This is a genomic window from Mesobacillus subterraneus (genome assembly GCF_023715485.1).
GTDB classification, from domain to species: domain Bacteria; phylum Bacillota; class Bacilli; order Bacillales; family Cytobacillaceae; genus Mesobacillus; species Mesobacillus subterraneus_B.
The window spans coordinates 459,297-485,661 of sequence record NZ_JAMBOF010000001.1; the positions used below are offsets into that span (position 1 = coordinate 459,297).

Sequence of the window (26,365 nt, forward strand, 5' to 3'; positions counted from 1 at the left end):
TCTAGAGGGAATTTTTTTCTTCTTATAAATTGGGCTTTCATGTTCTAAATCAATGAAATCTTTTTAAATTAGATTCCCTTTTTATTTTGCTGGAAACTTCTTTTTAATACTTAATATGGTTCAATATTTATTAGAATAAAGGTTGCAATTCAAATGGAAGGAGATAAAATAGTTGTTAGTTTGACTGGATAAGGAGGAGCTTTTCATGGAAAAAGACCAGGCTGCTAGGATGCTGGATAGCTTAAAAAATAGGGAAGTAGAAGAAATATTCGTTTCGAAACAGGATTTTATGGTTTTTCGGGAGGTTATTGTGAAAAGAGAGGACTTTAAAAAATTCAGGGGCATCGCACAAAGAGGTGGGGATGTCATTTATCAATATATGAATGAAGCTCGCAGTTAATTTCAAAAAAAACGGTAATTATTAAAGGCTCTTTTCGTATTTCCCGGCAAGAAAACTGTTCCTTGCTCAGTTTAATAAACTACTAGGGCACTCGTTGAGGGTGTCTCTTTTTTTGTTGGATAAAAATGGTTATAAGTATCCTTTTATAAATACTGATGTTAAACTTTGAGATAAGCAAATTTTATAAAAATCAGTTTTTTACAAGCTTTGATTTTTTGGAAAGAAACTAATTTCGTGCTCTTTTCATTAAGAAGGAAGATCGATGATACATAAAGAAAAATCCAAATTGTATACGAAAAGAGCCTAAAAAAGAAATGTTTTTAGGGGGATTTGAGATGGGTTGGAATGAGAAGCTCAATTTATTAAAAATGGAAATTAGCAAGAATGTAATCGGCCGCGATCATGAAGTGGAGATGATGGTCATTTCTCTTTTAAATAATGGCCATATCCTTATGGAAAGCGTACCCGGGACAGGTAAGACCTTGCTCGCTAAAACTTTTGCGGGTGTAATCAGCGGGCAGTTTTCCAGGATTCAATTTACACCTGATGTACTGCCAAGCGATATTACGGGTATTCAGTTTTTTAATCCGAAACTTCAGGAGTTTGAATTAAAACCAGGACCAATCGTAACGAATATTCTGTTAGCTGATGAGATAAATCGTGCAACGCCACGTACTCAGTCCAGCTTGCTTGAAGCAATGGAGGAGCACCAGGTTACGATTGACGGCCACACTATCCAGCTGAAATCTCCTTTTCTTGTAATTGCAACACAAAACCCGGTTGAATCACAGCAAGGTACATTTCAGCTGCCTGTGGCGCAAATGGACCGCTTCTTTATTAAGCTTTCACTTGGTTATCCGGATTTAAATGAAGAAAGCGAAATGATCCGTAAACATAGATTTGGTTCTTCAAGGGCAGAAATTAACCCTGTCTTGAATGAAGAGGATATCCACGAGTTAAAGAGGGAGCTTGAAAATGTGAAGCTTTCTGAGGTTGTCGAGCAGTACCTGCTTCAAATCACCAGGGAAACCAGGAATCATCCGTCCATTGAACTCGGAGTCAGTCCTCGAGGCACTCTGGCATTGGTGAAGGCAGCCCAGGGGAGGGCCCTCGTTAATGGCAGGAGTTATGTGATTCCTAATGATGTCAAAGAAATGGCGCCTTTCGTATTAGGCCACAGGATTTATTTATCTGCTGAGGCTTCATTAACATCTACGCCTGAAAAAGTAGTTAAGGATTTGCTGGAATCAATTCCACTCCCGGTGGAAGTTGAGGTTTAAGGCTATGCAGTGGAAAAAAGTAATCATAGAGGACCGCTTTCTATCCATCCTGTCCTTTCTCGGCATTCTATTGCTTATCGCCAGCTTTTATATCAATTCATGGCTGATTTTTGGTTCCGGGCTGATGGTTATTTTGATTGCGGCTGGTAATAGCTATTATTTAACACACATAGGCGAAGGACTTTTGTTTGAGAACATCCGTGAAAGGAACCGTTTTTTTATTGGTGATCAAGGGGAGTGGTCACTAAAGTTTGCGAATTATGGACTGCCGATCATGAAGGGGAATTTAACCATTTATTTTGATGATGCAGTCACGCCTGCTTTTGGGGAATTTCACATCCATCAGTCAAAGGTCGATGTCTATGTTCCTTTTTCCCTTAGCCAAAAGGAAAAAATCAATATTAAAATTCCCTTTACTGCTGATAAGCGGGGTATGTCAAGGATCAGGAAGCTGGAGCTTCATATTCCGCATTTTTTCGGCTTTGGTGATACGATTCTCGAGTTTAAGGATTTTATCAACATTGAAGCACTAGTATATCCCCGGACGATAAATGTCCGGAACATTGATAAACATAAATCCCTGAGGCCAGGCAGCAGCCCATCACTATTTTCAGTTTTTGAGGATAATATGGGGCCGGTAGGAACAAGGGATTATCTGCCGGCCGACAGTTTCAACAGGATCAATTGGAAAGCAAGTGCAAGAAGAATGACCTTGCAAACAAAGGAATTTGAAAGGATCACAGAGTCAGGTGCCGTATTTTTTGTTAATGTAACGGATGGTTTCTCTGTCACCGCTAAACTTGAATTCCTGATGAGCAGCATAGCAGAGATGGCATATTTCTTTCAGCGGGCTAATATTCCTTTTTCACTTTGTATGAATATCAGGTCCGCGGGCACAACGCCTTTTACTTATATTCCATTAGGTACTGGCAAGGACCATCTGCAAAAACTTCTTGATATCCTGGCGATAGCAGATTACCATTCGCCTACAATTCCGTATGAAAAGATGCTGTTTTTTTATAAGAGGCATTTGCCTTCAGCACCGACAATGATGCATGCTGGCGACCGTACTGCAGGTGCGGATCTTTACTTCCGGGATTTCGGGAGAGATGGACTGCAGCTTCTTGAACTGCAAAAGCATGAAGAAGACGCCTTCCTCGAACCTTTGAAATTATCTAAAAAGGAAGTGGCGGTCAATGAATAATCATGTCTTGAATGTGTTTTTTCGATTTTATATAGAATGGACCTTTGCGAGCCTGATTCTATTAATGCTGCACTTGTTATCGACCCAGCATATGCCATTGCTTTCCACCATGGGAATTTCTGCGAGCGCATCATTATTGTTTGCTTTTTTATTAGAGAAGAAAGGGAATATTGCGAAGCTGTGGTATTTACTTGTTGTAATGCCGATGATTTTCGTTGCTGGCTTTTTGGCTGGCCTTCAGCTTTTCTACGTTAGTGGCATCGCATTGTTTGTTTTTTGGAGAACGCTTAACTTTCATCAAGACTCTACGAGCAATTCTGAAAGCGTCTGGCTTGTTTTGACTTTTCTTGTTGGCTTGTTCCTTTCACCGCTTGCATCCTTTTATGGCAGCACTTACTTAATTCAAATAGCATTCCTGCTGACTTTTCAACTGTTTTTTATCGTCTTGGGGCAATTTTTTATAAAATGGGTTGACATTGATCTTGTCACAAAACGAAAATTCGCCATAGACTTTGGAAAGCTGCTCGGTATTGCCATTACAATCGTATTAATAATTACGTTCGGCAGAAATATCCTCAAAGATATCTTCTTTTACATTTTGCAGGGGATAGGTTTGATTCTTTCGATTGTACTTTATCCTTTTTTTGCCTGGATTGACTCACCGGCAATAAGAGAAAGAGCAAGTAAGCTTTCAGTACAGCGGAAGCCTGAAAATAGAGATGATTTTCAGATTGAGACAGCACAGCAAATTTTCGATCCTGCCCTTTGGGGCCCAATCGTCTTTGCTATGATCGGAGTAGTTATTTTCTATTTTATCTATAAAAAAACGAATTTGTTTAACAAAAAGCAGGAGGTGACGGTATCGCCAAGCGGCTATATCACTTCAAGCTCACTTAACGGCTCAAAGTCCAGAAATCAAATTTATAAGAGACGGACAGGTATTCCGTCGAACCAAATCCGCAAGGAAATTTTCCAGCTCGAAAAATTCGCCCAGAAAAAGGAGCTTGGCAGGTTCAGCCATGAAGCATTCAATGATTGGCTAGACAGGCTTGGTGTCCAATATGAAGACCGGACAATCCAGACATACCACAAGGTCAGATATGGCGGAAATGAAGAATATGAAGTGGAAGCCTGGTTCAATGAGGATATTAAAAGTATAAAAAAGCAGTTATCAATCCTGCAAAAAAAACGTAAAGAAGAGAGCAACCCCGGCTTGAAAGATGTCCTGAAAAATGTTTTTAAAGGGTAATCCGGCTAATTTTGCCCGATCAAAAGTTAAGAGGATATTTTAATGAGCAAAAATTTAAGTACAACATTTCAGCGAGTAAAAGATAGTTCGAGTCACTTGTCACAATTTTGATAAAATGAAAACGTTTTATCAAAAAAAATGGCCAAAACCTTAAAAAAACAAGGTTTTTTCGTTGTCTAAGCCTATGCAAAATGCTATCCTTTTGTGTGGGATGCCAGTCGATATTCCTGAGGGAATGATTGGAAATAATATATGGTGTGAAAGAACAATACAAATGGGTAAAATACAAGTATCATTTTAGCTAGGCCTGAATTTTGACCTTTCGCTGAATTGAGCCATTTAGTTTGGAAGGCATCATGTATGGTCATCTTAATCATCTATTAAAAAGGAGAATGATATAATATGGTACAAAAACAATTCAAGGTTGTTGCTGAAACTGGAATCCACGCTCGCCCTGCTACGATGCTTGTACAGGCTGCAAGCAAGTTCGATTCAGAAATCCACTTAGAATATAAAGAAAAAAAGGTTAACCTTAAATCAATCATGGGTGTAATGTCATTAGGAATCGGCCAGGGAGCAGATGTCACAATCTTCGCTGAAGGAAGCGACGAGCAAGATGCTCTTAACACACTAGAAGAAGCTCTAAAAAAAGAAGGTTTAGCTGAATAATGGGCTTTCTTCAGGGAATTGCAGCTTCCAATGGCATTGCAATCGCAAAAGCCTACAAGCTGGTCGAACCGGATTTTTCTTTTGAAAAAAAGACAGTAGCTGCTCCTGCAGAGGAAGTAGCGCGTTTTCAATCTGCACTTCAAAAGTCAAAGCTTGAGCTTGAACAAATCCGTGACCATGCCGGAACTGCATTAGGTGTTGATAAAGCAGCGATTTTTGATGCGCATCTTCTAGTTTTAAGTGACCCAGAGTTGATTTCACCCATCGAAGATAAAATCAATACTGAAAATGTAAATGCAGAACATGCATTAAAAGAAACAGCTGATATGTTTATCGGTATGTTCGAGTCAATGGACAATGAATATATGAAAGAACGTGCAGCAGATATCCGCGATGTGACCAAACGAGTTCTGGCGCATTTGTTGGGAATTCAAATCCCTAACCCAAGCATGATCGCTGAAGAGGTGGTCATCGTGGCCGAGGATTTGACTCCATCAGATACTGCACAGCTAAACCGTCAATTTGTAAAAGGTTTTACTACAAACATTGGCGGACGGACTTCCCATTCCGCAATCATGGCCCGTTCGATGGAAATCCCTGCTGTCGTTGGAACGAAGGCAGCTACTGAAGAAATCCACAACGGCGACATCGTCGTTGTGGACGGTTTGAAGGGTGAAGTACATTTCAACCCTACTCCAGAAGTGCTGGAAGTCTATAAAAAGACTCAGGAAGACTTTGTAAAACAAAAAGCTGAATGGGCTAAGTTAGTTAATGAAAAATCGGTTACTGCTGATGGACACCATGTCGAGCTTGCGGCAAATATAGGCACGCCTAAGGATTTAAAAGGTGTAGTTGAAAATGGCGGCGAGGGAATTGGCCTTTACCGCACAGAGTTCCTGTATATGGACAGGGACCAGCTTCCTACCGAAGAGGAACAATTTACAGCATACAAGGCAGTTCTTGAAGGAATGGCAGGGAAGCCTGTCGTTGTCCGGACATTGGATATCGGCGGCGATAAAGAACTTCCATACTTAAATCTGCCTAAAGAAATGAATCCCTTCCTTGGCTTCCGGGCGATTCGCCTTTGCCTTGAGGAACAGGACATTTTCCGCACGCAGCTTCGCGCTCTTTTACGTGCAAGTGTTCATGGTAACTTGAAAGTCATGTTCCCGATGATCGCAACATTGGTTGAATTCAGAGAAGCAAAAGCAATGCTTGAAGAGGAAAAAGCGAAATTAGTAAACGAAGGCGTCCAGGTTGCTGATCACATCGAGCTCGGCATCATGGTAGAAATCCCTTCAACTGCAGTCCTTGCAGACCAGTTTGCTAAGGAAGTGGATTTCTTCAGCATCGGCACAAATGACCTGATTCAATACACGATGGCGGCTGACAGAATGAACCAGCAGGTATCTTACTTGTACCAGCCTTACAATCCATCCATTCTTCGTCTTGTGAAAATGGTGATCGATGCTGCCCATAAAGAAGGTAAATGGGCTGGCATGTGCGGAGAAATGGCAGGGGACGAAACGGCGATTCCAATCTTGCTTGGTTTAGGCCTCGATGAGTTCTCAATGAGTGCTTCTTCAATCCTTAAAGCACGTTCTCTCATCAGGAACTTAAATAAGTCCGATATGGAAAAGCTTGCTTCAACAGTGGTTAATATGAGCACAACCGAAGAAGTTGTAGAAGCAGTAAACCAGGCTTTGTCTTTGTAACATAAATGTAATATAAAAAATGTTTTACCCTATAGATGGCGGGTATATATGAATAAGCACTTTGGTTAGACTGAAAGTAAGCTAATCATTCTCATTTTCCCCCAGATTTGGCCGGCTGTTAATCAGCCGGCATTTTTTTGTGGATTTTTTGTATGTGGCAACCGGTCTGCTCCCGAAACCGAGGGAGAGTCGAGAATTCGGTCGAAGCCAAAGGCGTTCTGCTCCCGAAATTGAAGGAGAGACTGAAATTAGGTCGCAGCCAAAGGCGTTTTACTCCCGAAAACGAGGGAGATTCAGAAATTCGGTCGCAATCAGTGGGAGCACAAACCAGTCAACACATCCCAAAAAAATTATGAGGATAGAAAAACAAGTTTTACAAAAATATGACAGTATTGGCAGTTTCTAACGTTTAAATGGATTCTTCCACTCCATAAGCATTCCATAATTCAATGATTCCTCGTCCTCAAGGTAATTTGCCACCGGTCTTACCGGTGTACGGCCGCAGCGTAGCAAAAATGAAACGACTGGATCCTTTAATTCTCCTTCGAGTACCTTTTCTGCATACTGTTCAATAGACAGGTCTGCCGAGTAGAGGTGGTATCCTGGCATCCGGCCTCCTCCCAATAGCCTTTCAAGTCCTAAGTGGACGACTGTCTCGTACATGGACTGCATCATCCATTTACCGAGCCCAAGCTTGCGGTAAGACGGGCTAATGCATATATCGACGATGTACAAAGTATTGCCATTAGGGTCGTGATTCCGGATATAGCCATTATCGGTGATCTCTGCCCAGGAATGATTTTCATCCCCATCGTCTATCTTCACAGTTAAGCCCGTAATGGAACCAGCAATCCTTCCTTCGATTTCTACACAGAGTGCCCCTTCAGGGAACAATGTAATATGGTTCGTCAGTTGTTCTGTATTCCACCAAAGCTCCTCAGGAAACGGAGGAGGGAAGGCCTCTTGCTGTACACGGATCAAATGGTTAAAATCATCCTTGCCATAATTCCTGATAATTGCTTTTACTGGAGTGGAATTCTCAAAAACATATAATTCTTTATAATACATTTGCGCACCTCAAATTTTTATCCTTTAGCCAAAGTATAAGAAGAATGGTCCTTAAAGGCAATCTAAGTGAAAAAATTCAAAAACAAGGTTTCAACCTACAACAAATAGGGTAAAACATAGAGCGCATAAAATTGCAGATCGTTCTGGGAGGCCGAAGATAAATTCTTCGGCCTTTTTCATGTACAGTGTTAAAATAAAACTAAAATATATTTGGAAAGAAGGAGTACATATGCTTTCTAAAGAAGACACGGTGATTGGCTTCATCGGAACAGGTGTTATGGGAAAAAGCATGGCAGGACATCTGCTCGATGCTGGCTATCAGCTGACGGTCTATACTAGAACAAAGGAAAAGGCTTCAGAACTAATTGAAAAAGGGGCTGTCTGGTCAGATTCTCCTCGCCAGGTTGCCCAGAAAGCGGATGTGATTTTTACAATCGTTGGTTATCCATCAGACGTGGAGGAAGTGTATCTTGGTGAGGACGGTCTCGTTGCCAATGGCAAGGAAGGTAGTTATTTAATTGATATGACCACCTCAACTCCCTCCCTTGCCAAAAAGATTTATGAACAGGCAAAAGAGAAAGGCATTCATGCAATTGATGCCCCTGTTTCTGGCGGAGATGTCGGAGCCCGCGAAGCAAGGCTGGCGATCATGGTTGGAGGAGATAATGATTCATTTCTGCAAGTGGAACCGCTCCTGAATATACTAGGCACAAATATTGTATACCAGGGTGATGCAGGTGCAGGCCAGCATACGAAAATGTGCAACCAGATTGCAATTGCCTCAAACATGATAGGAGTATGCGAGGCCATCATCTATGCCGAAAAAGCCGGCCTTGATCCAGAAACTGTTTTGAAGAGCATATCGACAGGTGCAGCAGGCAGTTGGTCACTGTCCAACCTGGCACCGCGCATGATCAATGGAAATTTCGAGCCTGGATTCTATATCAAACATTTTATTAAGGACATGAAAATTGCCCTAGACGAAGCCGAGCGGATGGATATGGACGTGCCAGGGCTTTCAATGGCATTGTCATTGTATGAGCAGCTTGCTGAAAAAGGTGAAGAAAACAGCGGTACTCAGGCATTGTATAAGTACTGGAAACAATGATAAAACTTTCTATTCATAGCCTCCTCCCTAGGTAAAATACTAAAACAAAAGGAGGGGATTTCTATGGCAAAAAGGACGAAAAAGAATGATCCACAGCAAAAGAATAAAAAAGGCTTCGATTCTGCAGTGATCGATTCTGAATTCTCCCATGAAATTGGAAGTGCAGCAACAAACAAGATTCACAAGGACAAAGCAAAGAAAGAAAAAGCTCCTAAGAATAACGGTAAATATAAAGGGTAAAAAAAAGCCGTTCCTGTGGGGGAACGGCTTTTTAAAATCAACCATTTACATAATTTTCTAAACGGTTCATACCCTCTTTTAATGTCTCCATTGAATAAGCATACGAGAGTCTGAAATAACCCTCTCCATATGTAGAGAATGCACTGCCAGGAACAACAGCAAGCTTCACCTTATTGACCAGGTCCATGCAAAAATCAAATGATGAAAGCTTGGAATCAGGAATTTTTACAAAAAAGTAAAAAGCGCCTTCAGGTTTTATGACTTCCAGATTCATTGCCATTAGCCTGTCAAAGACATAATCCCTTCTAGCCCCGTATTCATTTTTCATCGGTATTGCGTCGTCGATTCCGACAGTCAATGCCTCTAGTGCAGCCATTTGTGCAATCGAAGTGGCACAAGTCACATTATATTGATGGACTTTCAAAATATGTTTTGCAAGAAAATCAGGTGCAAAAAGCATTCCAATCCGCCAGCCTGTCATCGAATGCGATTTGGAAAGTCCATTGATGACGATTGTCTTTTCCTTCATGAATTGTGCAATCGAAGCATGCTTCTGCCCATAAACCAGTTCACTGTATATTTCATCAGCCAGCACAAAAATATCCTTGTCCATTAGGAGTTGTGCGATTCCCTGAAGCTCGGTCTCATTCAGGCTGACCCCCGTAGGATTCGATGGGTATGGCAGGACGATGCACCTTGTTTTTTCGGTAATTAGGCTCTCAATCAGCTCGGCAGTCATCCGAAATCCAGTATTCCTGATATCCGCATAGATTGGAGTGGCACCGCAAAGCTTGATGATTGGCTCATATCCTGGATAAACAGGACCAGGAAGGATGACCTCACAGCCTTCATCCAGGATGGTCCTGAAGGTAATATCGATCGCCTCACTTGCACCTACTGTGATGATTGTTTCATGCTCAGCTGAATAATCTATATTGTATTTTGTTCGGTAAAAGTTTGCCGCAGCCTGTCTCAGCTGAATTAAACCAGCATTATGTGTGTATGTAGTTATGTTGTCCTCGATTGCTTTCTTTCCCGCTTCTTTTACATGCTCCGGTGTTGGAAAGTCTGGCTGGCCAATAGTCAGGGATACCATGTCCTGCACATCCGCAACCAGATTAAAGAACTTCCTGATGCCTGAGATTTCTATATTTTTTACCCTTTGGCTGATTAAATGCTCCACGTCTTTCATCCCTCCGATTGAATATCATTATTTTACCATGCTGAAGCAAAAAGGTGTAAAATTCGTTTGCTTAAAATTAGGAAGGTTATTTTCATGTAACAGCGAATATTTATTTAAGATAAAAAAGAAAAGGGGAGAGTCAATTGAATATAGAACAAATGAAACAGCATTATACAGAGTTTGATATTTGGGTCAATTCATTGAGAGAGGTAACAGATACTGAGTGGCAAATGCCTTTAGGTGAAGGCAAGTGGTCAGTGGCAGCAGTTGTTGCGCATCTGTTGTTTTGGGATAAATACTCACTGGAAGAAAGATTCCCTTATTTTAAAGAAGGGGCAGAACTTCCTTCATACCCGGATTTCCAGGGTATCAATGACCGTGCTCGTGAATATGCGGAAAAAACTGCAACAAAAGAGGACGTACTGGACGAACTGCTGGCAGTACGAAAAGAGTACCTTAAAATGCTTGAACAAATGGACAGTGAGAAGCTGGCTGTATCATTTAAGATCTCAAATCATCAGCTGACAATAGGGAAGTATTTTGAAGACTTCATCCAGCATGACATCCATCATCAAATGCAAGTCAATCAGACATTAGGCAAGGCACTGGTTTAATATTTAACTAAGCAAACCGAGTTTTCGGTTTGTTTTTTTATTGTTATAATAGGAATATTTTGGATGTCCGAAGAATTAATAGATATACATATATAAATAAGGGGGAAAAAGATGAAAAAGGTGATGATGATCTTATTAGCAATAACTCTCATTTCTGCCTGCAGTAATACTACAAATAATGTACAGGAAGAAAAAGAGCAGAAAGAACATTCAGGAAAGGAACAAGTGATCAAGGAAACATCTGACGAAGAAGAAAAGCAAGTTGGAATACCAGAATATCCGAAGGCTGCCCAGAGAAAAATCGCGGGGGGTAAACCTGATTCCATTTCCGATTTTAAGCCAGCCCCAATACAAAATGAAAATAAAGCAACCTACAATCTTGATTTAACAATGGATTCTGATGAAAAATTTACAGTGACTGCTGAAGTGAAGGTTGAAAATACATCAAAAGATGTATGGAATGAAATAGTGTTTTATTTTATACCAAATGCATTCACGGAGGAAAATAAACCTGAATCTTTGGAAGATGCTGCAGAAGTATCTGTTAGCCGAATAGAACTTGACGGGGAGAAAGCCGATTATTTGTTGAACCATGATACACTGTATCTTCCTCTTGAAGAGGGCTTTAAGCCAGGGGACGAAAAGTCCGTGACGGTGCGTTATTCATTTACTGCACCCCAGTTTGGATACCGTTTATCAAACAATTTTAACAATATCTATTTGGCTGAGTGGTACCCGATGCTTGCAACCTATCACTCTGGATGGAGAAAAGAAGATTATATTGCATCAGGTGAATCTTATTTTACAGATTATAGCGATTTTAAAGTGAAATATAGCCTGCCAGAAGAATATATGGTTCTGAGTACGGCAGATAATGACCCAGCAGTGCCCTCCAAAAGCGGTGAACTTGAAAGTCAAAATGTCAAAGAGTTTTACATGGCCTTAACCAAGAATATGGAGGTCGTTCAACAAACTGCTGGAGACGTTGAAGTTAGAGTGGCAGGAGTGGCTTCAGCCGACAGCCTTAAACAGGTGCTTGAAACCTCAGTTAAAGCAGTAAACTACTTTTCAGATAAACTCTCTCCATACCCGCATAAACAGATTGATATCATAGCGGACGAAGGGGGAATGGAATACCCAGGAATTGTGACGATCGGTCTATTGAATGGGGAACTGAAGAATGAAGGCAGAGTTTCACAATACCATGCGCTTATCCATGAAATTGCGCACCAATGGTTTTATGGAATTGTTAATAATGATCCATACTATGACGTGTTTATCGATGAAGGCTTAACGAATTTTGCCAGCTACTTATTTATGATCGGCCATGACAAAAAGACACCGGAAGAAGTTTTTCAATTTGCAAAAGATCAGGAAGTCAAAACAACTGCACTTGCTCATCTGCCTTTGCATGAATATCTAAATGGTGGCTTTATGGGAGCGAATTATGAAATTCCTTCTTTGAAGCTTTGGGAGCTAACAGGTGGAGAACAAGAGGCATTCGACTATTTGAATAAGTATGTTGAACTTTATTCTTATCAAGAGGTTGATACAGCCGAATGGATTCGTTTTACAAAATCCTATTTTAAATTAAATGAAGATCAATTCTTTAGGGAATGGATCTCCTACGAATAGTTTATTAACGGGCGTTCATTTGAAAGTCCGTTTAAATTTTTATAGGGGGTTTTGAATTCTGTCGCTTTTTTCCAGCTAAACAGTTCGTTTTAATACACCGATAATAGGTATATGGTACTTAATTTATATAGAGAAGGAAGAGCGTAATGAAGGAAAGCAGTATTTTATTAGAGTCAGGCACGAATGAGCTGGAAATCGTCGAGTTCGGAATCGGAACCAATAAATTTGCAATAAATGTGATGAAAGTAAAAGAGATTTTGATACCTGTTCCCGTAGTAGACATTCCGCATGCACATCCTTACGTGGAGGGAATCATGGAGCTGCGGGGAGAGGTGCTTCCAGTCATTGATGTTTCTGCAGCTCTTGGCTTGCCATCTTCCGCCAGCCCGGAGCAGGATAAGTTCATAGTGGCTGAATTTAACCAGCAGAAGACTGTTTTCCATGTACATACCGTTTCACAGATCCACCGCATATCATGGTCTCAGATCGAGAAACCATCTGAGATGTACCAGGGGACAGAAAGCCAGGTGATTGGAGTTATCAAGCTGGGTGGACAAATGATTCTTTTCCTGGACTTTGAAAAAATACTTCTCGAAATCAGTCCTGATTCGGGTATCAAGATGAGTGATGTCAAAAAATTAGGTCCACGGGAACGTTCAAATAAAAAAATCGTAGTGGCTGAGGATTCTTCGATGTTAAGAAAAATGCTTCATGATACTTTAAGCGAAGCAGGATTCCAGTACCTTGAATTCTTTGAAAATGGTCAGGATGCAATCGCATACCTCGAGCATCTGGCGGAAAATGAAGAGGATTTTTCACAGAAGGTTCAGCTGGTGATCACGGATATCGAAATGCCGCAGATGGATGGCCATCATCTAACAAAGAGAATTAAGGAACATCCTGTCCTGACAAAGCTGCCTGTCATCATCTTTTCCTCATTAATCACGAACGATTTGCGGCATAAGGGGATGATCGTTGGGGCGGATGCTCAAATCAGCAAGCCGGAAATTAGTGAATTAGTCCTTAAAATAGATGAATTGATTTTATAAGCCTCTTTTTACCTGAAGTAACCACGCTGCCAAAGAGCGAAAGGCTGTCGAAGCCCAAAAAAAGAAAGCTGAGCAGTTCAGCTTTCTGATCAAGGGTATCGTTCTCCAAGTTTCTTGAATACGGGCTTTGCGTATTGCCTTGTCTTGCCTGAGCCTGCTGCTTCGCGATTTTCCTTTAAGCCTGTGTAGTCAGACAGTAACCGTTTAGCGTTGTTCAAGGAAATAGAAGCTTTCGGATTCCTTACTGACTGATCCAGCTTTCCAAGATGGGGGAGCTGTTCAAAATCAAGCTTTGTCGGCGGGATATGGAAGGTGTATTCTCCGCAAACGACCAGAACGTCCGATTGCTGCTGACTATTCCTGGGGTTGTTGGAAAAGTGCAATCCAGTCTTTTTTGCTTTTCCTTCTTTAAGCATTTTTTTAATCGCATCATGTTTTAGCTGATATAAATATTTTGGGTTTGGAGCAGTCTTTGCATGACGGTTCACAGTGAAGATAGCTTGCGAGAGGTTCTCGATCGTTGGACGGAGTTGGAGGATTTTGTTCCTTTCATTATTCAATGGAATAGGCTCCTTTCTTTCTATTAGCTCTTTCCGCACCTGTTCTGCTCTACTTTTGGCTTAGGATTCCTATTTAAGTTTAAAAGAGAGACTTGGTATTGGAATCTATTGCGAATCAGTGCTATTAAAAGTGCATATTTTTATTATACCCTTAATTCGCTTAATTGAGAAATAGGAGCCTATCCTCATGTCGTTTCAAAAGATTTTATCGGGTAATTATGACCCTCGTTCCATTTGGGACCTGTCTTGAGAGTTCCAAAACATCCTGATTATACATCCTGATGCATCCTTTAGAGACTTCCTTTCCTATGGAGGCGGGATTATTCGTTCCGTGGATGCCATAGCCTAATTGTGAAAGTGAAAGCCACATGACACCATATGGACCACCTGGATTTGGTTCTCTGTTCACGATGACATATTCGCCCACAGGTGTTTGGGTCAGCATTCTTCCGATTCCGACTGGATATGATTTTACAGCCTGGCCTGATTTGTAAAGAATCAGTCTTTTATTACTTAATGATACCGAAATTGAGTATGGTATAGAATTTGGTTCTGGAAGTCCTGGTATCGTAATTTGCTGCCCCGGAAAAATAAGTGCCGGATTAGTGACAGCAGGGTTGGCTGAGAGAATTTGTTGAAGGGGGCGGCGGTAATTTGCTGCAATCAATGCTAGCGTTTCGCCTCGCTTTACTATGTGCTGCATGGTATCTCCTCCTCTAATGGCAGTTTATGCTGGTGTTGGGTTTGAGTTTCTTGAGAAGAGGCGCGGTTTCGAATTGTCGTATTTTAGCGAAAAATTTTAAATTATTAAAATTTATTATCGTTTTTCATAAATAATAAAGGTAGAATAGGAATATAACACTATTTCAGAGTCGTGGACCAGGTACTTTAGTACATCTGGAATGAGGATGGTTAGATGAATCAGACTAAGCAAGCACGAATAACATATAGAAAAAGCAAGACTGCTTCCAAAAGACTCGAACGAATGATTTCCGATATCATTTTTAAGCATGTCAAGGATCTTGTATTTATCATGAAGGTCGAACATGACAAGCAGTTCCGTTATTTATTCGCAAATGAAAACGGACTTCTCCATGCGGGGATGAGCACTAGGGATATCGGAAAGACGATTGAGGAAGTATTACCTTCTTGCCTGGCGAATCGATTGCAAAAGCAGTATCTGAAGGCTGCTAAGACAGGAAAGGAAGTCGTTTTCCAAGATGAAGTGAGACTGGAAAACGACCAGCAGGTGCTTGGTGAAACGCTGCTTACTCCCATTAAAGAAGTAAACGGCGATGTTCAATACATAGTGGCGGTAACACGGGATATTACCGAAAACTTTAAAGAAAAGCACAGGTTGATTGAGAGTGAACAAAGGTATCGGTCACTTGTTGACCATAATCTGGATGCTGTATTTTCTATAGATTTAAAAGGGAAAATACTTGACGTAAATCCTGCGGCTCAAATGCTGACAGGCTATACTGTCAAACAATTGAAATCCAAAAAGATTTTCAGTTTAATATGCGAAACAGATTTACAATCCTTTAATGAAGTTTTGTCAGAGACGAAGGTTGGAAATGCGAAGGAATCGCTCGATTGCCGATTCATGCATCGACAGGGACAATACTTGACAGTCCACTTGAAAACGATTCCTATCCTTATCCATTCAGAAATAACAGGAATGTATGTCATTATCCGCGATCTGACCGAACAGGCGGAAAGCACCGAGTTAATAAAATACATGGCATTCCATGATCAGTTGACTGGTTTACGGAACAGACGCGCTCTTCTTGACCATTTGGATGATTTAGTGAAAAGGAAACAGAGGTCAAGTTATGAATTCGCTCTTCTTTTTTTAGACATTGACCGATTTAAGTATTTGAATGATACGCTTGGCCATCTTGTTGGTGACCAGATTCTCAAGCAAGTTGCCGAACGATTAATCGACATCCAGAAAGAAAAATGCACTGTATACAGGCAAGGCGGGGATGAATTTATCATCGTTCTTGAGGATACGGACAGGCAGGGAGCAGGGGAGTTTGCCCAGAAGGTATTGAGCAGGTTCAATGAATCATTTTATTTTAATTCTCAAGAATACTATATCACCCCAAGCATCGGCATCAGTCTATTCCCGAACGACGGAAAGGATTCTGAGACCCTGATAAAAAGTGCAGATGAAGCCCTGTATAGTGTTAAGGAAAAAGGGAAAGCGCATTATCAATTTTACCGCGCTGACATGAATTCGACAGGTGTCAATGTCATCACGCTCGAAGCTCACTTGCGAAAAGCGATTGAGCGCCGCGAATTGGAGCTTTATTATCAGCCGCAAGTCAACTTGATCACGAACGAAATTTCCAGCTTTGAGGCATTACTGCGCTGGAATAACAGCGAATTAGGATTCATATCGCCAGCTGAATTCATCCCGCTTGCCGAAGATACTGGTTTAATCATTCCGATAGGCAACTGGGTGATTGACAGAGCTTGCAGGCAAATAAAAGAGTGGACAGAAAAAACAGGCAAGCCAATCCGAATTGCCGTCAATATTTCTCCCAAACAATTTTTGCAGCTAGATTTAGTACGGATTATTAAGAATGCCATCGATTTATATGGAATCGATCCTTCGATGCTCGAAATCGAAATAACTGAAGGGGCCATGCAGGATACGAAGGAAACGATCCCGATACTGAAAAAATTAAAAGATCTTGGAATTACGATCTCGGTGGATGATTTTGGGACGGGCTATTCATCATTAAGTTATTTAAAGAAATTTCCGATCGATGTCCTCAAAATAGATCAAAGCTTTATAAGAGATATTAAATTCAATGGCAAGGATGCAGCGATTATTACTACCATCATTCATTTAGGCAAAAGTCTTGGAATGGAGGTTATTGCAGAAGGTGTAGAGGAGCAGAGCCAGGTCGATTTCCTGACTGATGCTCATTGTGAAAAAGCTCAAGGATTCTTTTTTGCGAGGCCATTAAGTGCGGAAGAGGCAGAGGTCAAATTCATAAATAAAGCACTAATTTCGCAATGATTATTGCTTTGCGGATAAATCTTTTATTTCGTAATTATTTATAAAAAATACTCAAGCAGCTAATATGATTAGCTGCTTGTTTTTCTGTGAAATAAGAAGGTATAAAATTTACTTCGAGAATTGTCCAGCTCCAGCGCCTAGCCCCTCGAGTCGCTTCGGTCCGCACAATGAAGTCAAAAAACGACTTCATCGGTCGGCCCTCCAGCGCTTGTCGGGGCTGATCAAGGCGCTTGCGCTTTTCTTATTGAAGTGTGAATAAAGCCAATTCTGGCTGAGACAAGAATCTGAAGGGAAGTCTTGTCGTTCCTAACCCCCGATTTACATACAGCATCAATGGCTTATCATCTCCAATTTCATAAAAGCCTTCGACATATTTCTCTGCAAATGGTGGTGTTACCCATGGTCCGTAAAACGGAATTTGGATTTGCCCGCCATGGCTGTGTCCGCTTAGCTGCAGTTGAATTGGATGCCTTGCTGCTTCATCTGCTTTGTCAGGTGCATGGGACAAAAGGATGGTAAACGAATTTTTTGGGACTTTTGCCATTGCTGCAGCTAAATCAGGTTTGCCGAGCATCGCATCATCGATTCCGGCTATCCACAGCGAGCTGCCATCTAGCAGCTCTACATTAGCTGCTGTATTTAACAAAAGGGTGAACCCTGATTTTTCGATGATTTGTTTGTAAACATCCGTGCCATAACCTCCGTGGTCATGGTTTCCGTATACCGCAAACTTCCCTAAGGGAGCATTTAGCTGGTTCAGCATTGTGATCATTTTGTTTTCTTCCTGAAAATGACGAGCGTCATCGAGTAAGTCACCAGTGAAAAAAATGAGATCTGGCTGCAGTTGATTTATCTTGGAGATTAATTTTTCTAACTGGTCCATTGTGTACTGGAAGCCGATATGGGTGTCGCTGAATTGAACGATTTTTATGCCGTTGAATCCGGCAGGCAAGTCAGCACTTTTTATATTGTGGCGCGTTATATCCAGCATTCGAGGTTCAATTTCTCGCGCATAATAGTAGCCACCGGTGCCTGTTCCGGCAATAGCCAGGAGGCTGCCGAGTGTCCTCTTAATAAAAGTCCTCCGAGTCACTTTTTCAGTCATGAAAAATACCAACCTATCTCCAAATTTTCCTCTACTATACTAGCAAACAAACTTTGAAATTAGAAGTGCCATTTTAGGGAATTGACCTGTAGTGCCACCCATATAAGGGTTTTTAATTTATGGCAAAAGGGAAGAGAAAGGAAATATGATGAGCCGCTTGTCTTTCCAGACTAATTTCCCAAAAGTAAGCGGACGCTTGATAGAGGTGATTATTTTATGATTGACTATGATATGCGTATGGAGATGATATTTATACCAGCTAAAAATGGCTATATAAAAGTATATGTATATGGATTCTCCAATCTTGGGACTTGGGGGAATGCGGTGGCTGAATTTAATGGGGTTACCGTAACGGCAAAAGGATTTAACAAAAAAAGAACGATTGTACGGTCAATTTCCAAACTTCATGAATCATTAGTTAGAAAAGGAAGGAAAAATGAATAGAGCTGGTGGCAGTGAAAAGATAAGGCCGGAAAAAAACCAGCCTTATCCATTTAGTAATTATTTCATTTGTAACTGACAGCTCTTGACTGCATTGCTTTCCAGGTATCAATAAAGCGCTGCTTATTAACAGGGACCTGCTTCTTTCCGGATAGCGGGTCATTTAGATAGACGGTGTTACCCTCGTAACCCACTAGGACGACGGCATGCAAGTCTAGTGGCGTTTTAATGACTTCTTTGCCATGAGTCCATGATTCCCATCGATCGGGGAGTCGATAATCTCCTGTGGTCCATACTACGACCGGATAACCTTCAGACACATGTGCAAGTACTTCCTCAAAATTCTTGCCTGTAAGATTGATCGCACGGCCAGGAAAATAACGTTCAATAACCTCGATCATTGGTTTTTCAAAAACTGCATAGCCTGCTTGTCTTCCTGTCATATCCCCAACGAAGCCTTCAGCCGGGTTGCCCCAGCTCAAAATATCCCCTTTAGATGACCTTTTCAACGGATCATTATCTTTTTTGATTTCCTGGAAAAGTTTCATTTTATCGGTTTCAGCACCGGCGTATCTTAGCATCATGGCCAGGCTGGTTACTTCGCATCCGTATTTCAGTTCAGGATTTTGCCTTATTAAGGGTACGTTCAAAAGAGTGTGATTTTTAATTGTTTGCTGCTGTCCAATTTCTTGTGTTTCAGTCTTATCCGTTTGTTGACGGGTCTCCATGTTTTGAATTGGCTTGGGTTTGTCTGTCATTCTGATTGGTGCATCAGTTGTATGTTTCGTTTGCACTTCATGATCGGCGGGCGAGCCGTGGCTGCATCCAAGCAATGGAAGAAGAATGCCGATGAAATGCCACGTTTTCATGTCATCATCCTTCCATAAGCTCTATCTGTAGTTTAGGTTTTTACAATGGTTTTATAACATGATGTAAATGGAAACAGTGTAGCTGAGGGAATAATCATATTATGGTAAAATCATTCATATCACAATAATGAGGAAAACCTGAAGAATTATCGAATGGATCCAGCCCAGGTTATTTTTAAAGAACCAGCCATTTATTTTTCTTAGTTCTGCACATGATACGAAAGGGGTTAAAGAGGAATTGGGGAGGAGATGAATTAATTTGGACGCCCTGGATATATTGACCGATCTTGATAATGTCATTCCGTTTTTTCAGCCGATTTTTAATGCTGATGAGCACAGGATTATTGGATATGAGATTTTAGGCCGATATAAAAGCGGAAAAGAATCGGTAAGCCTTGGGGCCTTTTTCCAGGATGAAAGTATCCCAGAAGAGTACCGGATCGAAGTGGACAACACCGTTTTGGCAAAAGCGCTTGAAATTGCTTCTCTTCCTGGAAATGAGGATGTTCTTTGGTTCGTGAACCGGAATGCTGAATTATTGATGCTTGATAATGGAGAACAGTTCTTACAACTCATTCTAAAGTATAAAGATAAGGGACTTCGTCCAGACCAAATAGTCATTGAAATTTCAGATCGGAAACATGGCAATGATCATGGACATATTGAACACTTGTTAAGTTATTACAAGTCATATGGCATTAAGGTCGCAATAGATAAAGTCGGCAATGATAGCGGCCAGTTAGACAGAATAGCCGGTCTCGAACCGGATATCCTGAAAATAGATCTGTCTTCATTAATGTCTAATACACCCGGTTCAGCTTACCTTGATGTTCTTCATTCCTTATCGATACTTGCCCGTAAAATTGGAGCGAATTTGTTGTTTGGAAATATTGAAACAACGTATCAATTGCAGTTTGCATGGAAAAATGGAGGCAGGTTTTATCAGGGATTTTACTTGCGAAAGCCTGAGGATACCTTGATTACTAATAAGGACGTACTTAAGGAAAAAATAAAGACTGAAATACATGGATTCATTTTATCCGAGAAAAAGCGGCTGCAATCCTTTTTCGACTTAAGGAGTGAATTGAATTCGAAATTCCTCGAGATCATTAGCCGGAATAAAAAGGTCCAAAATAATAGTGAGTTATTGATTTCACTCGGGAAAAGTCTGGATGGGATCGCTTTTCGGATGTATATTTGCGATGAAGATGGATTCCAATTGTCGCCAAACTTGATTAAAGGGAGGGGGCAATGGCTGCTTCAGCCTGAATATCTTGATAAAAACTGGAGCTGGCGCCCGTATTTCCTTGAGAACATCATCAGGATGAGAACCGGGAAAAAAGGCATTTTGTCCGACCGTTACAGCGATATTGAAACAGGGGAAGTCATCCGTACTTTTTCTCTGCCGCTGAATGAAAGTGAATTTTTATTTGTGGATCTCAGTGCTGCTTACCTGTATGAAAAAGAAGGGTTATTTTGACAAAGTGGAAAACGTATAGCATTGCGGAATAAGCACAATTTATATATATACAGCCTTCTAAAAAGGGGGATTCACATGAGCATCTATACAACGATGTTGCTTTTAGCTGGAGCAGGGGTTCTGGTTGCGGGCCTTTTTTATACTTGGTCATTCGGCAAGGGACAGAAAAGAGCGAACGGCAATCTGGATTCTCAAGTTCCTGGAGCTGTACAGGGGCACGCTTATATCCGCAATCCAGTATTCCTGACATATATAATCGTCCTTTCCATAGCATTGTTATTTGTCGTATATTTTGCCGTAACATCTGCAAGATATTAACCTCCTTCACTGGGGGTTATTTTTTTTGCATAGGCTCTGCTTATACTCTTCGATGATTTAGCAGAAATGGATAAGCGTTTAACAGAGAGACTTCACTCATCTTTACTCACAACTCATCGGCAAAACGCATAATTTATGGAAAAGTCTTAATAAATTACAATTTTTATTAACTTTTGCGTTAGTTCGAGTCTTAAAAGGGTAAATTGAGACTGTAAACGATGTTTTATGTCATATGCTGAAGTTATTTTACGAATGAATTTCGTAATCCTATAGGGAAAATGTTGGTAAAATTGAACTTACCAGTCATCACAGAAAAGGGGGAGGAAAATGGACAAGCGGTCTTGGCTATTATTTTTATTATTTTCATTGCTAATATGGATGGTCCCATTAAACACATCTGCCCAGTCTGATCTCAAAGGCAGAGATCAAGTTTTTGAATTTCTCGGTGAAGCATTTGATTCTCAGGTTTCATTAAGTGAGCGCGGCAGGTCGATGGATCAAATCGAAGAAATCCTTGAACCGTATTTTACAGAAGGTTATAAATCTCAATTTATAAAGGAAAATGTTGTGGGTCAAGAAAATCAGTACCAAACATATGGCACGGATTTTGCCCCATTTTATATTCCCTTTTATGCTTTCTCGGATAAGACAAAAGTGGTGGAACTGAAAAACGAAATATATGTAATTGAGTATTTCCCTGGCAATGCAGAAGGTCCAGTAAGCTACGAAGACCATTATGAAGGCCTAAAACTTTCAAAAGTGGAAGGAAGCTGGAAGGTAGCGGACTATTTGTACGATGAAATCCCTGAGGAAGTAATCAATAAAGCATATCCTGAAAAAACCGAAAAAAATAATACTGCGGAAGCAAAAAATGAATTTAGCCCGTATCCTGAAACTCTTGTTTTCCGCCCGAATTTTTCCTCGCTGAAAACATTCATGGAATTTGGAGTTTTCTTTAGAAATGAAAGCAAAACGCTTTTGTTAGGATTGCTATAATATAAGGGGAGGTGCCACTACAGTGCGGCACCTCTTTTTTAGTTGTTTAATTTATTTAGTTGTGGATAACTACATGTATCTTAATCCAACTCCAGGGCTGAACGAGGCGCTTGAGCTTTTTGTTCTGTTACTCATGAATATTTAAAACCTTTTTTAATTTTTCAAGATCGAACCCGATGATGACTTCATCGCCAATAATAATAGTTGGTGTTGAGTATGAGCCATAAAGATCAGTCAGTTCCTTTCTGCTTTTATCATCTTCATTAATGTTTTTTTCGGAATAGGTAAATCCAGATTCATCCAGGAACATTTTAATGATTTTGCATGGTGGACATTCATTTTGTGTATACACGATGATGTCATTCATTCTAACGGCTTCCTCCATTCGACTTGTTCAAATAATGGGCAAGGCCCATAGCGCTCACATTAACATCCAGGTAGAGCAGTTCGTATATAGGGTGACTGTCTTCCAACCCTTGCTGCTGCAAGTGCGTTTTGATTTTATCATAAAGTCTTTGGGTAATTGTGTCGACATGTTTTGCTGAGTCGCTTTCATCTATTAACACTTGCTTTGCTTCCTCTACGAATATTTCCAGCCAGCTCTCGACCTGGCGGAATGCTTCCCCAGGGTTTTCGGACATGCCGTAATGTCCGAAGTAAACCCTGTCAATTTTTAATTCTTTAAATCGGTTGATAGATTGAAGCATCTTTTCTGGGTCAAATTGATTCGGTGATGTAGATGGAAGATAAAATTCTATACCTTTGCGATAAAGCTGCGGGTAAAAAATGCCGGCTGTGTCACCGGAAAAAATCCCATTTACACGGGGATGATAGATACTGAAATGGTGGTTGGCGTGGCCCGGAGTATCTAAAAATTCAAGGGCAACATTGTTGCCTATTTGAAGCGTGTCTCCATCGTCCTTTATCATCAGGCGGTCCTCGGGAATTTCAACGATCGGGTCAAATAACTGTTTGAATTTATCGCCGTAGACAGCTTTAGCTCCCTGAATTAATCTGGATGGGTCAGATAAATGCCTTGCCCCTTTTGGATGTACTATTACTTTTGCCTCAGGGCAATGCTTAAGCATCAGTCCTGCTCCGCCTGCATGGTCTAGATGTATATGGGTAACGATTATGTAGGATATGTCAGCTGGGGAGATTCCGAGCGCACCTAACCCTTCAAGGATATAGGGTACAGAAGGACTGGCTGATGTTTCTATAAGTGTTATTTTCTCTTCCTTCAACACATACGTCCCCGTTCGTTCCGCCATGCTTAAATCAAAATCATCAATCAGAAAGACATTTTCAGTTATTTGGACAGGTTTTTTCAAAAAAACACTCCTTTAAGATAGCTTTTACTTGTACAACGCCTGACAATATTTTATTCTGTTAATATTGACATGTAAAGAATTATGTATAGAATATTCTGAAATCATTTTACATGGATATAAATATGCTAATTGAGAAACCTATTGATAGATAATTGGTTTTCGTTTTGAAAGGAGAGAGAGCAATGTCACAGCTTCAAGGAATTATTACTCGTTTAAAGAATCTTCAAGAGCAGTCAAATGGTGGGGAACCTGCACAACGCTTTTTTGAAGTAAATGGTGAGCGTAAATGCCAGGTTACATATCACCCAAAAACTGAAACATACGAATTGGAAATATATAATGAAAAAGAAAAGCCAAAGAAGTATCAGTTTGACAACATTGATATGATAACAATCGAAATTTTTGACCTTATTCAATAATCAAGAGGAACCCATGTGGTTCCTTTTTTGATTGCAAAATATACATGACACACCAGAAATTTACCCATCAGCTGGAATAGCTTCTGGTTAAATAATACTCACTTTATAGTGCAAACTAATTGAAAGCGTCAGCAAATGAATTATGATAAAATGGAGAGGAAAGAAATCCATTTTAGGGAGTTTTCGCCATGATTAGTCTTCAAAGCGGAGAGTTTTTGCAACTCACGATCAAAGATCTTATGATTCCTTCAGAACGCGTGGCCCATGTCCAAATAGGCAATAGCATGGAGCATGCTCTTCTCGTACTTACCAAGAGCGGTTATACTGCGATTCCAGTCCTTGACCCCCACTATCGCCTTCTGGGTTTAATCAGCACACCCATCATTATGGAATCAATCCTTGGCCTGGAGAGAATAGAATTTGAACAGCTTGAGAAAAAAAGGGTTGAGGAAGCCATGAACAAGAAAATACCAAGAATCAACATCCACTCGACTCTTCAGTCCTCATTAGACCTTCTGGTTGATTATCCTTTTCTGTGCATTGAAGATGACTCAGGTATTTTTGAGGGTATTTTAACAAGGCGTACCGTTCTGCAGCAATTAACAAAACAAGTCAAAAAGCAAAATAAGAAATAGAGCATATGCAGCTCCCGTCCGCGGGGGCTGAATTTTTTACGCTCTCAGAGGTGAACGTATGGGACAAGCCGGAAATACTCAAGAAAAAATGGAAAAACGCGAGACTAAGCGGCCTTTCGTTTTAGCTACAGTCATGCTCGCCATGTTTATGGGCGCCGTAGAAGGAACGATAGTGTCTACTGCCATGCCCGCGATTGTAGGAGATCTTGGCGGATTTGCGTTGTATAGCTGGGTGTTCTCAGCCTACTTATTAATGAATGCTGTTACAGTCCTAATCTATGGTAAATTATCAGATTTATTTGGCAGGAAGCCAATTCTAACATTTGGAATAATCGTGTTCCTGATTGGCTCGGTTTTATGCGGTACGGCCGAATCGATGGAGATGCTGATTCTGTTCCGGTTAATCCAGGGGATCGGTGCAGGAGCAGTCATGCCTATAGCAACCACTATAGTTGGTGATATTTACACGAAGGAAGAAAGAGCAAAGGTCCAGGGCTATCTTTCAAGTGTATGGGGGATTTCGGCGGTTTCAGGGCCGGCGCTGGGCGGCCTCCTCGTCGAATATGTAAGCTGGAGGTATGTGTTCTGGATCAATGTACCGCTTGGAATTCTGGCAATCGCTGGCCTGTGGTTATACCTCCATGAAAGTGTAGAGAAAAAGAAGCATGAGATTGATTACCCGGGGGCGTTTTTGCTTACAGTCGCAATTAGCTCATTGATGATTGTGCTCGTTGAGGCAGGAACGAATTGGTCCTGGACATCCCCTCAAACTCTCGGATTGATCAGCCTTAGCATTTTTACGTTTGTCTTTTTCATATTACAGGAAAAAAGGGCTGCGGAACCAATGATGCCTTTTAATATTTGGCGGGAGAGGTCCATATTCATCGCTAATATGACATCGTTTACTACAGGTGTCATGCTTATTGGCATCTCCAGTTTCCTTCCAGCGTTTGTTCAGGGAGTCATGGAGCGCTCGCCCATCGTTGCCGGATTTACATTGACAGCGATGTCCATTGGCTGGCCGATTGCGGCAGCGGTAGGCGGCCGGCTTCTTTTAAAGATCGGATACCGGACTACGTCTTTGTTTGGCGGGGCAGCGTTAATACTTGGGAGCATCATGTTCGTGACGCTGACGCCTGAGGCTGGACCGCTCTGGGCGGCTGCAGGTTCCTTTTTAGTTGGCGTAGGGATGGGCCTGACTAGCACAGCCTTCATTGTATCGATACAAAGTACTGTGGCATGGCAGCAAAGAGGAATTGCCACAGCTGCGAATATGTTCATGAGGAATCTGGGCAATACAGTCGGGGCAGCCCTGCTAGGCGGGATACTAAACAGCAGCATCATTAGTTATATGAAAAGGAATGGAGCGGCAGACCAGGATTTATCAATCGATACCGCAAATGTCCTTCTCAATGAATCCGAGAGAATGAAGCTTTCGATGGAATCAAAGACACTCCTGCAGGATGCACTTACTAACGCCCTGCATTCCGTGTATTTAGTCGTCCTGGTTTTCTCAGTGGTAAGCTTGCTGTTCATTTTATTCCTCCCCAAAAACGAACAGACTGCAGAGTAATCTGCAGGTTCTTGTTTAAGCTATGTAAAGGTGATTGCTGATGTTTAAGCTCTGTTGATTGGAGTGGAAGGCGCGAAGACTCCGGCGGGATGAACGGGTCAGGGGAGACCCCGCAGGAGTGAAGCGACGAGGAGGCTCCCCGGGCCCGCCTAGGAAGAATTTGTTCTTTGAAAAAGCCGGCAGTAGGGCT

General features: G+C 41.2%; 27 protein-coding genes. 19 read left to right on the forward strand and 8 right to left on the reverse strand.

The genetic code is table 11. The features are described from left to right. Positions 1 to 205 precede the first annotated feature (205 nt). The 6 genes from M3204_RS02285 (at position 206) to ptsP (ending at position 6,517) form a co-directional block, all read left to right on the forward strand. Entirely contained in the window at positions 206 to 400 is a 195-nt protein-coding gene (locus M3204_RS02285) for a hypothetical protein (RefSeq protein ID WP_251477939.1), read from the forward strand. Between the two features lie 335 nt (positions 401 to 735). Continuing rightward, complete coding sequence (locus M3204_RS02290; RefSeq protein WP_251477941.1) at positions 736 to 1,680, forward strand: AAA family ATPase; 945 nt, start codon at positions 736 to 738, stop codon at positions 1,678 to 1,680. 4 nt (positions 1,681 to 1,684) lie between these two features. Next, the gene (locus M3204_RS02295) at positions 1,685 to 2,884 is read left to right on the forward strand and encodes a DUF58 domain-containing protein (RefSeq protein WP_251477944.1); all 1,200 of its coding nucleotides are present in this window, start codon (positions 1,685 to 1,687) and stop codon (positions 2,882 to 2,884) included. Continuing rightward, positions 2,877 to 4,133: a hypothetical protein gene (locus M3204_RS02300; RefSeq protein WP_251477947.1), complete on the forward strand. Its 1,257-nt coding sequence runs from the start codon at positions 2,877 to 2,879 to the stop codon at positions 4,131 to 4,133. Before M3204_RS02295 ends, M3204_RS02300 begins: the two co-directional genes overlap by 8 nt. Before the next feature lie 402 nt (positions 4,134 to 4,535). Then, the gene (locus M3204_RS02305) at positions 4,536 to 4,802 is read left to right on the forward strand and encodes a phosphocarrier protein HPr (RefSeq protein ID WP_251477950.1); all 267 of its coding nucleotides are present in this window, start codon (positions 4,536 to 4,538) and stop codon (positions 4,800 to 4,802) included. Continuing rightward, positions 4,802 to 6,517 carry a phosphoenolpyruvate--protein phosphotransferase gene (ptsP, locus tag M3204_RS02310; RefSeq protein ID WP_251477953.1) on the forward strand — a complete coding sequence of 572 codons (1,716 nt, stop codon included), beginning with the start codon at positions 4,802 to 4,804 and terminating at the stop codon, positions 6,515 to 6,517. The genes M3204_RS02305 and ptsP overlap by 1 nt, the downstream gene beginning before the upstream one ends. A 402-nt stretch (positions 6,518 to 6,919) precedes the next feature. Here ptsP and M3204_RS02315 read toward each other — a convergent pair whose 3' ends face one another. Then, the gene (locus M3204_RS02315; protein ID WP_251477956.1) at positions 6,920 to 7,585 is read right to left on the reverse strand and encodes a GNAT family N-acetyltransferase; all 666 of its coding nucleotides are present in this window, start codon (positions 7,583 to 7,585) and stop codon (positions 6,920 to 6,922) included. 178 nt (positions 7,586 to 7,763) lie between these two features. Here M3204_RS02315 and M3204_RS02320 point away from each other — a divergent pair, with 178 nt between their 5' ends. Together M3204_RS02320 and M3204_RS02325 are read left to right on the forward strand one after the other, a co-directional pair. Next, positions 7,764 to 8,693, forward strand: coding sequence for an NAD(P)-dependent oxidoreductase (locus M3204_RS02320; protein WP_285856857.1), 930 nt, complete (start codon positions 7,764 to 7,766; stop codon positions 8,691 to 8,693). Positions 8,694 to 8,756: 63 nt separating this feature from the next. Continuing rightward, positions 8,757 to 8,933: a hypothetical protein gene (locus tag M3204_RS02325; protein ID WP_167831916.1), complete on the forward strand. Its 177-nt coding sequence runs from the start codon at positions 8,757 to 8,759 to the stop codon at positions 8,931 to 8,933. Between the two features lie 37 nt (positions 8,934 to 8,970). Here M3204_RS02325 and M3204_RS02330 read toward each other — a convergent pair whose 3' ends face one another. Then, the gene (locus M3204_RS02330) at positions 8,971 to 10,116 is read right to left on the reverse strand and encodes an aminotransferase A (protein ID WP_251477962.1); all 1,146 of its coding nucleotides are present in this window, start codon (positions 10,114 to 10,116) and stop codon (positions 8,971 to 8,973) included. A gap of 143 nt (positions 10,117 to 10,259) precedes the next feature. Here M3204_RS02330 and M3204_RS02335 point away from each other — a divergent pair, with 143 nt between their 5' ends. The 3 genes from M3204_RS02335 to M3204_RS02345 all read left to right on the forward strand — a co-directional run bounded on the left by M3204_RS02335 (position 10,260) and on the right by M3204_RS02345 (position 13,414). Further along, entirely contained in the window at positions 10,260 to 10,730 is a 471-nt protein-coding gene (locus M3204_RS02335) for a DinB family protein (protein ID WP_251477964.1), read from the forward strand. A 111-nt stretch (positions 10,731 to 10,841) separates the two neighbouring features. After that, the gene (locus M3204_RS02340) at positions 10,842 to 12,365 is read left to right on the forward strand and encodes a M1 family metallopeptidase (RefSeq protein WP_251477967.1); all 1,524 of its coding nucleotides are present in this window, start codon (positions 10,842 to 10,844) and stop codon (positions 12,363 to 12,365) included. Between the two features lie 146 nt (positions 12,366 to 12,511). After that, complete coding sequence (locus M3204_RS02345; protein WP_251477970.1) at positions 12,512 to 13,414, forward strand: chemotaxis protein; 903 nt, start codon at positions 12,512 to 12,514, stop codon at positions 13,412 to 13,414. 89 nt (positions 13,415 to 13,503) lie between these two features. On the opposite strand, the gene M3204_RS02350 is transcribed toward M3204_RS02345, so the two are convergent. Then, positions 13,504 to 13,974 (reverse strand): YkyB family protein, encoded by a 471-nt coding sequence (locus tag M3204_RS02350; RefSeq protein WP_251477973.1) that lies wholly within the window; start codon positions 13,972 to 13,974, stop codon positions 13,504 to 13,506. A gap of 205 nt (positions 13,975 to 14,179) precedes the next feature. Beyond that, the gene (locus M3204_RS02355) at positions 14,180 to 14,677 is read right to left on the reverse strand and encodes a L,D-transpeptidase family protein (RefSeq protein ID WP_251477976.1); all 498 of its coding nucleotides are present in this window, start codon (positions 14,675 to 14,677) and stop codon (positions 14,180 to 14,182) included. Between the two features lie 213 nt (positions 14,678 to 14,890). Between M3204_RS02355 and M3204_RS02360 the strand changes: the two genes are divergently transcribed. Further along, entirely contained in the window at positions 14,891 to 17,008 is a 2,118-nt protein-coding gene (locus M3204_RS02360; protein ID WP_251477980.1) for a sensor domain-containing protein, read from the forward strand. A 241-nt stretch (positions 17,009 to 17,249) separates the two neighbouring features. Here the strand turns inward: M3204_RS02360 and M3204_RS02365 are convergent, their stop codons facing one another. After that, positions 17,250 to 18,113: a metallophosphoesterase gene (locus M3204_RS02365; protein WP_251477982.1), complete on the reverse strand. Its 864-nt coding sequence runs from the start codon at positions 18,111 to 18,113 to the stop codon at positions 17,250 to 17,252. 216 nt (positions 18,114 to 18,329) lie between these two features. Between M3204_RS02365 and M3204_RS02370 the strand changes: the two genes are divergently transcribed. Then, complete coding sequence (locus M3204_RS02370; protein WP_251477985.1) at positions 18,330 to 18,557, forward strand: hypothetical protein; 228 nt, start codon at positions 18,330 to 18,332, stop codon at positions 18,555 to 18,557. A 62-nt stretch (positions 18,558 to 18,619) separates the two neighbouring features. On the opposite strand, the gene M3204_RS02375 is transcribed toward M3204_RS02370, so the two are convergent. Next, a complete protein-coding gene (locus tag M3204_RS02375) occupies positions 18,620 to 19,423 on the reverse strand; it encodes a C39 family peptidase (RefSeq protein WP_251477988.1) in 804 nt (267 codons plus the stop codon). Between the two features lie 259 nt (positions 19,424 to 19,682). Between M3204_RS02375 and M3204_RS02380 the strand changes: the two genes are divergently transcribed. The 3 genes from M3204_RS02380 (at position 19,683) to M3204_RS02390 (ending at position 22,217) form a co-directional block, all read left to right on the forward strand. Further along, positions 19,683 to 20,903, forward strand: coding sequence for an EAL domain-containing protein (locus M3204_RS02380; RefSeq protein WP_251477991.1), 1,221 nt, complete (start codon positions 19,683 to 19,685; stop codon positions 20,901 to 20,903). Positions 20,904 to 20,978: 75 nt separating this feature from the next. Then, positions 20,979 to 21,221: a hypothetical protein gene (locus M3204_RS02385; RefSeq protein ID WP_251477994.1), complete on the forward strand. Its 243-nt coding sequence runs from the start codon at positions 20,979 to 20,981 to the stop codon at positions 21,219 to 21,221. 327 nt (positions 21,222 to 21,548) lie between these two features. After that, the gene (locus tag M3204_RS02390) at positions 21,549 to 22,217 is read left to right on the forward strand and encodes a DUF3993 domain-containing protein (RefSeq protein WP_251477997.1); all 669 of its coding nucleotides are present in this window, start codon (positions 21,549 to 21,551) and stop codon (positions 22,215 to 22,217) included. Between the two features lie 127 nt (positions 22,218 to 22,344). Here the strand turns inward: M3204_RS02390 and M3204_RS02395 are convergent, their stop codons facing one another. Then, positions 22,345 to 22,584 (reverse strand): glutaredoxin family protein, encoded by a 240-nt coding sequence (locus M3204_RS02395; RefSeq protein ID WP_251478000.1) that lies wholly within the window; start codon positions 22,582 to 22,584, stop codon positions 22,345 to 22,347. 1 nt (position 22,585) lies between these two features. Then, a complete protein-coding gene (locus tag M3204_RS02400; protein ID WP_251478003.1) occupies positions 22,586 to 23,548 on the reverse strand; it encodes an MBL fold metallo-hydrolase in 963 nt (320 codons plus the stop codon). A gap of 182 nt (positions 23,549 to 23,730) precedes the next feature. Between M3204_RS02400 and M3204_RS02405 the strand changes: the two genes are divergently transcribed. From M3204_RS02405 to M3204_RS02415, 3 genes are all read left to right on the forward strand, one after another. Beyond that, positions 23,731 to 23,967, forward strand: coding sequence for a YkuJ family protein (locus M3204_RS02405; protein WP_251478007.1), 237 nt, complete (start codon positions 23,731 to 23,733; stop codon positions 23,965 to 23,967). Positions 23,968 to 24,155: 188 nt separating this feature from the next. Continuing rightward, positions 24,156 to 24,602, forward strand: coding sequence for a cyclic-di-AMP-binding protein CbpB (cbpB, locus tag M3204_RS02410; RefSeq protein WP_251478010.1), 447 nt, complete (start codon positions 24,156 to 24,158; stop codon positions 24,600 to 24,602). A gap of 58 nt (positions 24,603 to 24,660) precedes the next feature. Further along, positions 24,661 to 26,175, forward strand: coding sequence for an MDR family MFS transporter (locus M3204_RS02415; protein ID WP_251478014.1), 1,515 nt, complete (start codon positions 24,661 to 24,663; stop codon positions 26,173 to 26,175). Positions 26,176 to 26,365 lie beyond the last annotated feature (190 nt).

What these genes read in the sequence shown, in the direction of transcription:
- M3204_RS02285 (WP_251477939.1), top strand. Translation starts at nt 206, where the DNA reads ATGGAAAAAGACCAGGCTGCTAGGATGCTGGATAGCTTAAAAAATAGG.
- M3204_RS02290 (WP_251477941.1), top strand. Translation starts at nt 736, where the DNA reads ATGGGTTGGAATGAGAAGCTCAATTTATTAAAAATGGAAATTAGCAAG.
- M3204_RS02295 (WP_251477944.1), top strand. Translation starts at nt 1,685, where the DNA reads ATGCAGTGGAAAAAAGTAATCATAGAGGACCGCTTTCTATCCATCCTG.
- M3204_RS02300 (WP_251477947.1), top strand. Translation starts at nt 2,877, where the DNA reads ATGAATAATCATGTCTTGAATGTGTTTTTTCGATTTTATATAGAATGG.
- M3204_RS02305 (WP_251477950.1), top strand. Translation starts at nt 4,536, where the DNA reads ATGGTACAAAAACAATTCAAGGTTGTTGCTGAAACTGGAATCCACGCT.
- ptsP (WP_251477953.1), top strand. Translation starts at nt 4,802, where the DNA reads ATGGGCTTTCTTCAGGGAATTGCAGCTTCCAATGGCATTGCAATCGCA.
- M3204_RS02315 (WP_251477956.1), bottom strand. Translation starts at nt 7,585, where the DNA reads ATGTATTATAAAGAATTATATGTTTTTGAGAATTCCACTCCAGTAAAA.
- M3204_RS02320 (WP_285856857.1), top strand. Translation starts at nt 7,764, where the DNA reads ATGTACAGTGTTAAAATAAAACTAAAATATATTTGGAAAGAAGGAGTA.
- M3204_RS02325 (WP_167831916.1), top strand. Translation starts at nt 8,757, where the DNA reads ATGGCAAAAAGGACGAAAAAGAATGATCCACAGCAAAAGAATAAAAAA.
- M3204_RS02340 (WP_251477967.1), top strand. Translation starts at nt 10,842, where the DNA reads ATGAAAAAGGTGATGATGATCTTATTAGCAATAACTCTCATTTCTGCC.
- M3204_RS02345 (WP_251477970.1), top strand. Translation starts at nt 12,512, where the DNA reads ATGAAGGAAAGCAGTATTTTATTAGAGTCAGGCACGAATGAGCTGGAA.
- M3204_RS02355 (WP_251477976.1), bottom strand. Translation starts at nt 14,677, where the DNA reads ATGCAGCACATAGTAAAGCGAGGCGAAACGCTAGCATTGATTGCAGCA.
- M3204_RS02360 (WP_251477980.1), top strand. Translation starts at nt 14,891, where the DNA reads ATGAATCAGACTAAGCAAGCACGAATAACATATAGAAAAAGCAAGACT.
- M3204_RS02365 (WP_251477982.1), bottom strand. Translation starts at nt 18,113, where the DNA reads ATGACTGAAAAAGTGACTCGGAGGACTTTTATTAAGAGGACACTCGGC.
- M3204_RS02370 (WP_251477985.1), top strand. Translation starts at nt 18,330, where the DNA reads ATGATTGACTATGATATGCGTATGGAGATGATATTTATACCAGCTAAA.
- M3204_RS02375 (WP_251477988.1), bottom strand. Translation starts at nt 19,423, where the DNA reads ATGAAAACGTGGCATTTCATCGGCATTCTTCTTCCATTGCTTGGATGC.
- M3204_RS02385 (WP_251477994.1), top strand. Translation starts at nt 20,979, where the DNA reads ATGAGCATCTATACAACGATGTTGCTTTTAGCTGGAGCAGGGGTTCTG.
- M3204_RS02390 (WP_251477997.1), top strand. Translation starts at nt 21,549, where the DNA reads ATGGACAAGCGGTCTTGGCTATTATTTTTATTATTTTCATTGCTAATA.
- M3204_RS02395 (WP_251478000.1), bottom strand. Translation starts at nt 22,584, where the DNA reads ATGAATGACATCATCGTGTATACACAAAATGAATGTCCACCATGCAAA.
- M3204_RS02405 (WP_251478007.1), top strand. Translation starts at nt 23,731, where the DNA reads ATGTCACAGCTTCAAGGAATTATTACTCGTTTAAAGAATCTTCAAGAG.
- cbpB (WP_251478010.1), top strand. Translation starts at nt 24,156, where the DNA reads ATGATTAGTCTTCAAAGCGGAGAGTTTTTGCAACTCACGATCAAAGAT.
- M3204_RS02415 (WP_251478014.1), top strand. Translation starts at nt 24,661, where the DNA reads ATGGGACAAGCCGGAAATACTCAAGAAAAAATGGAAAAACGCGAGACT.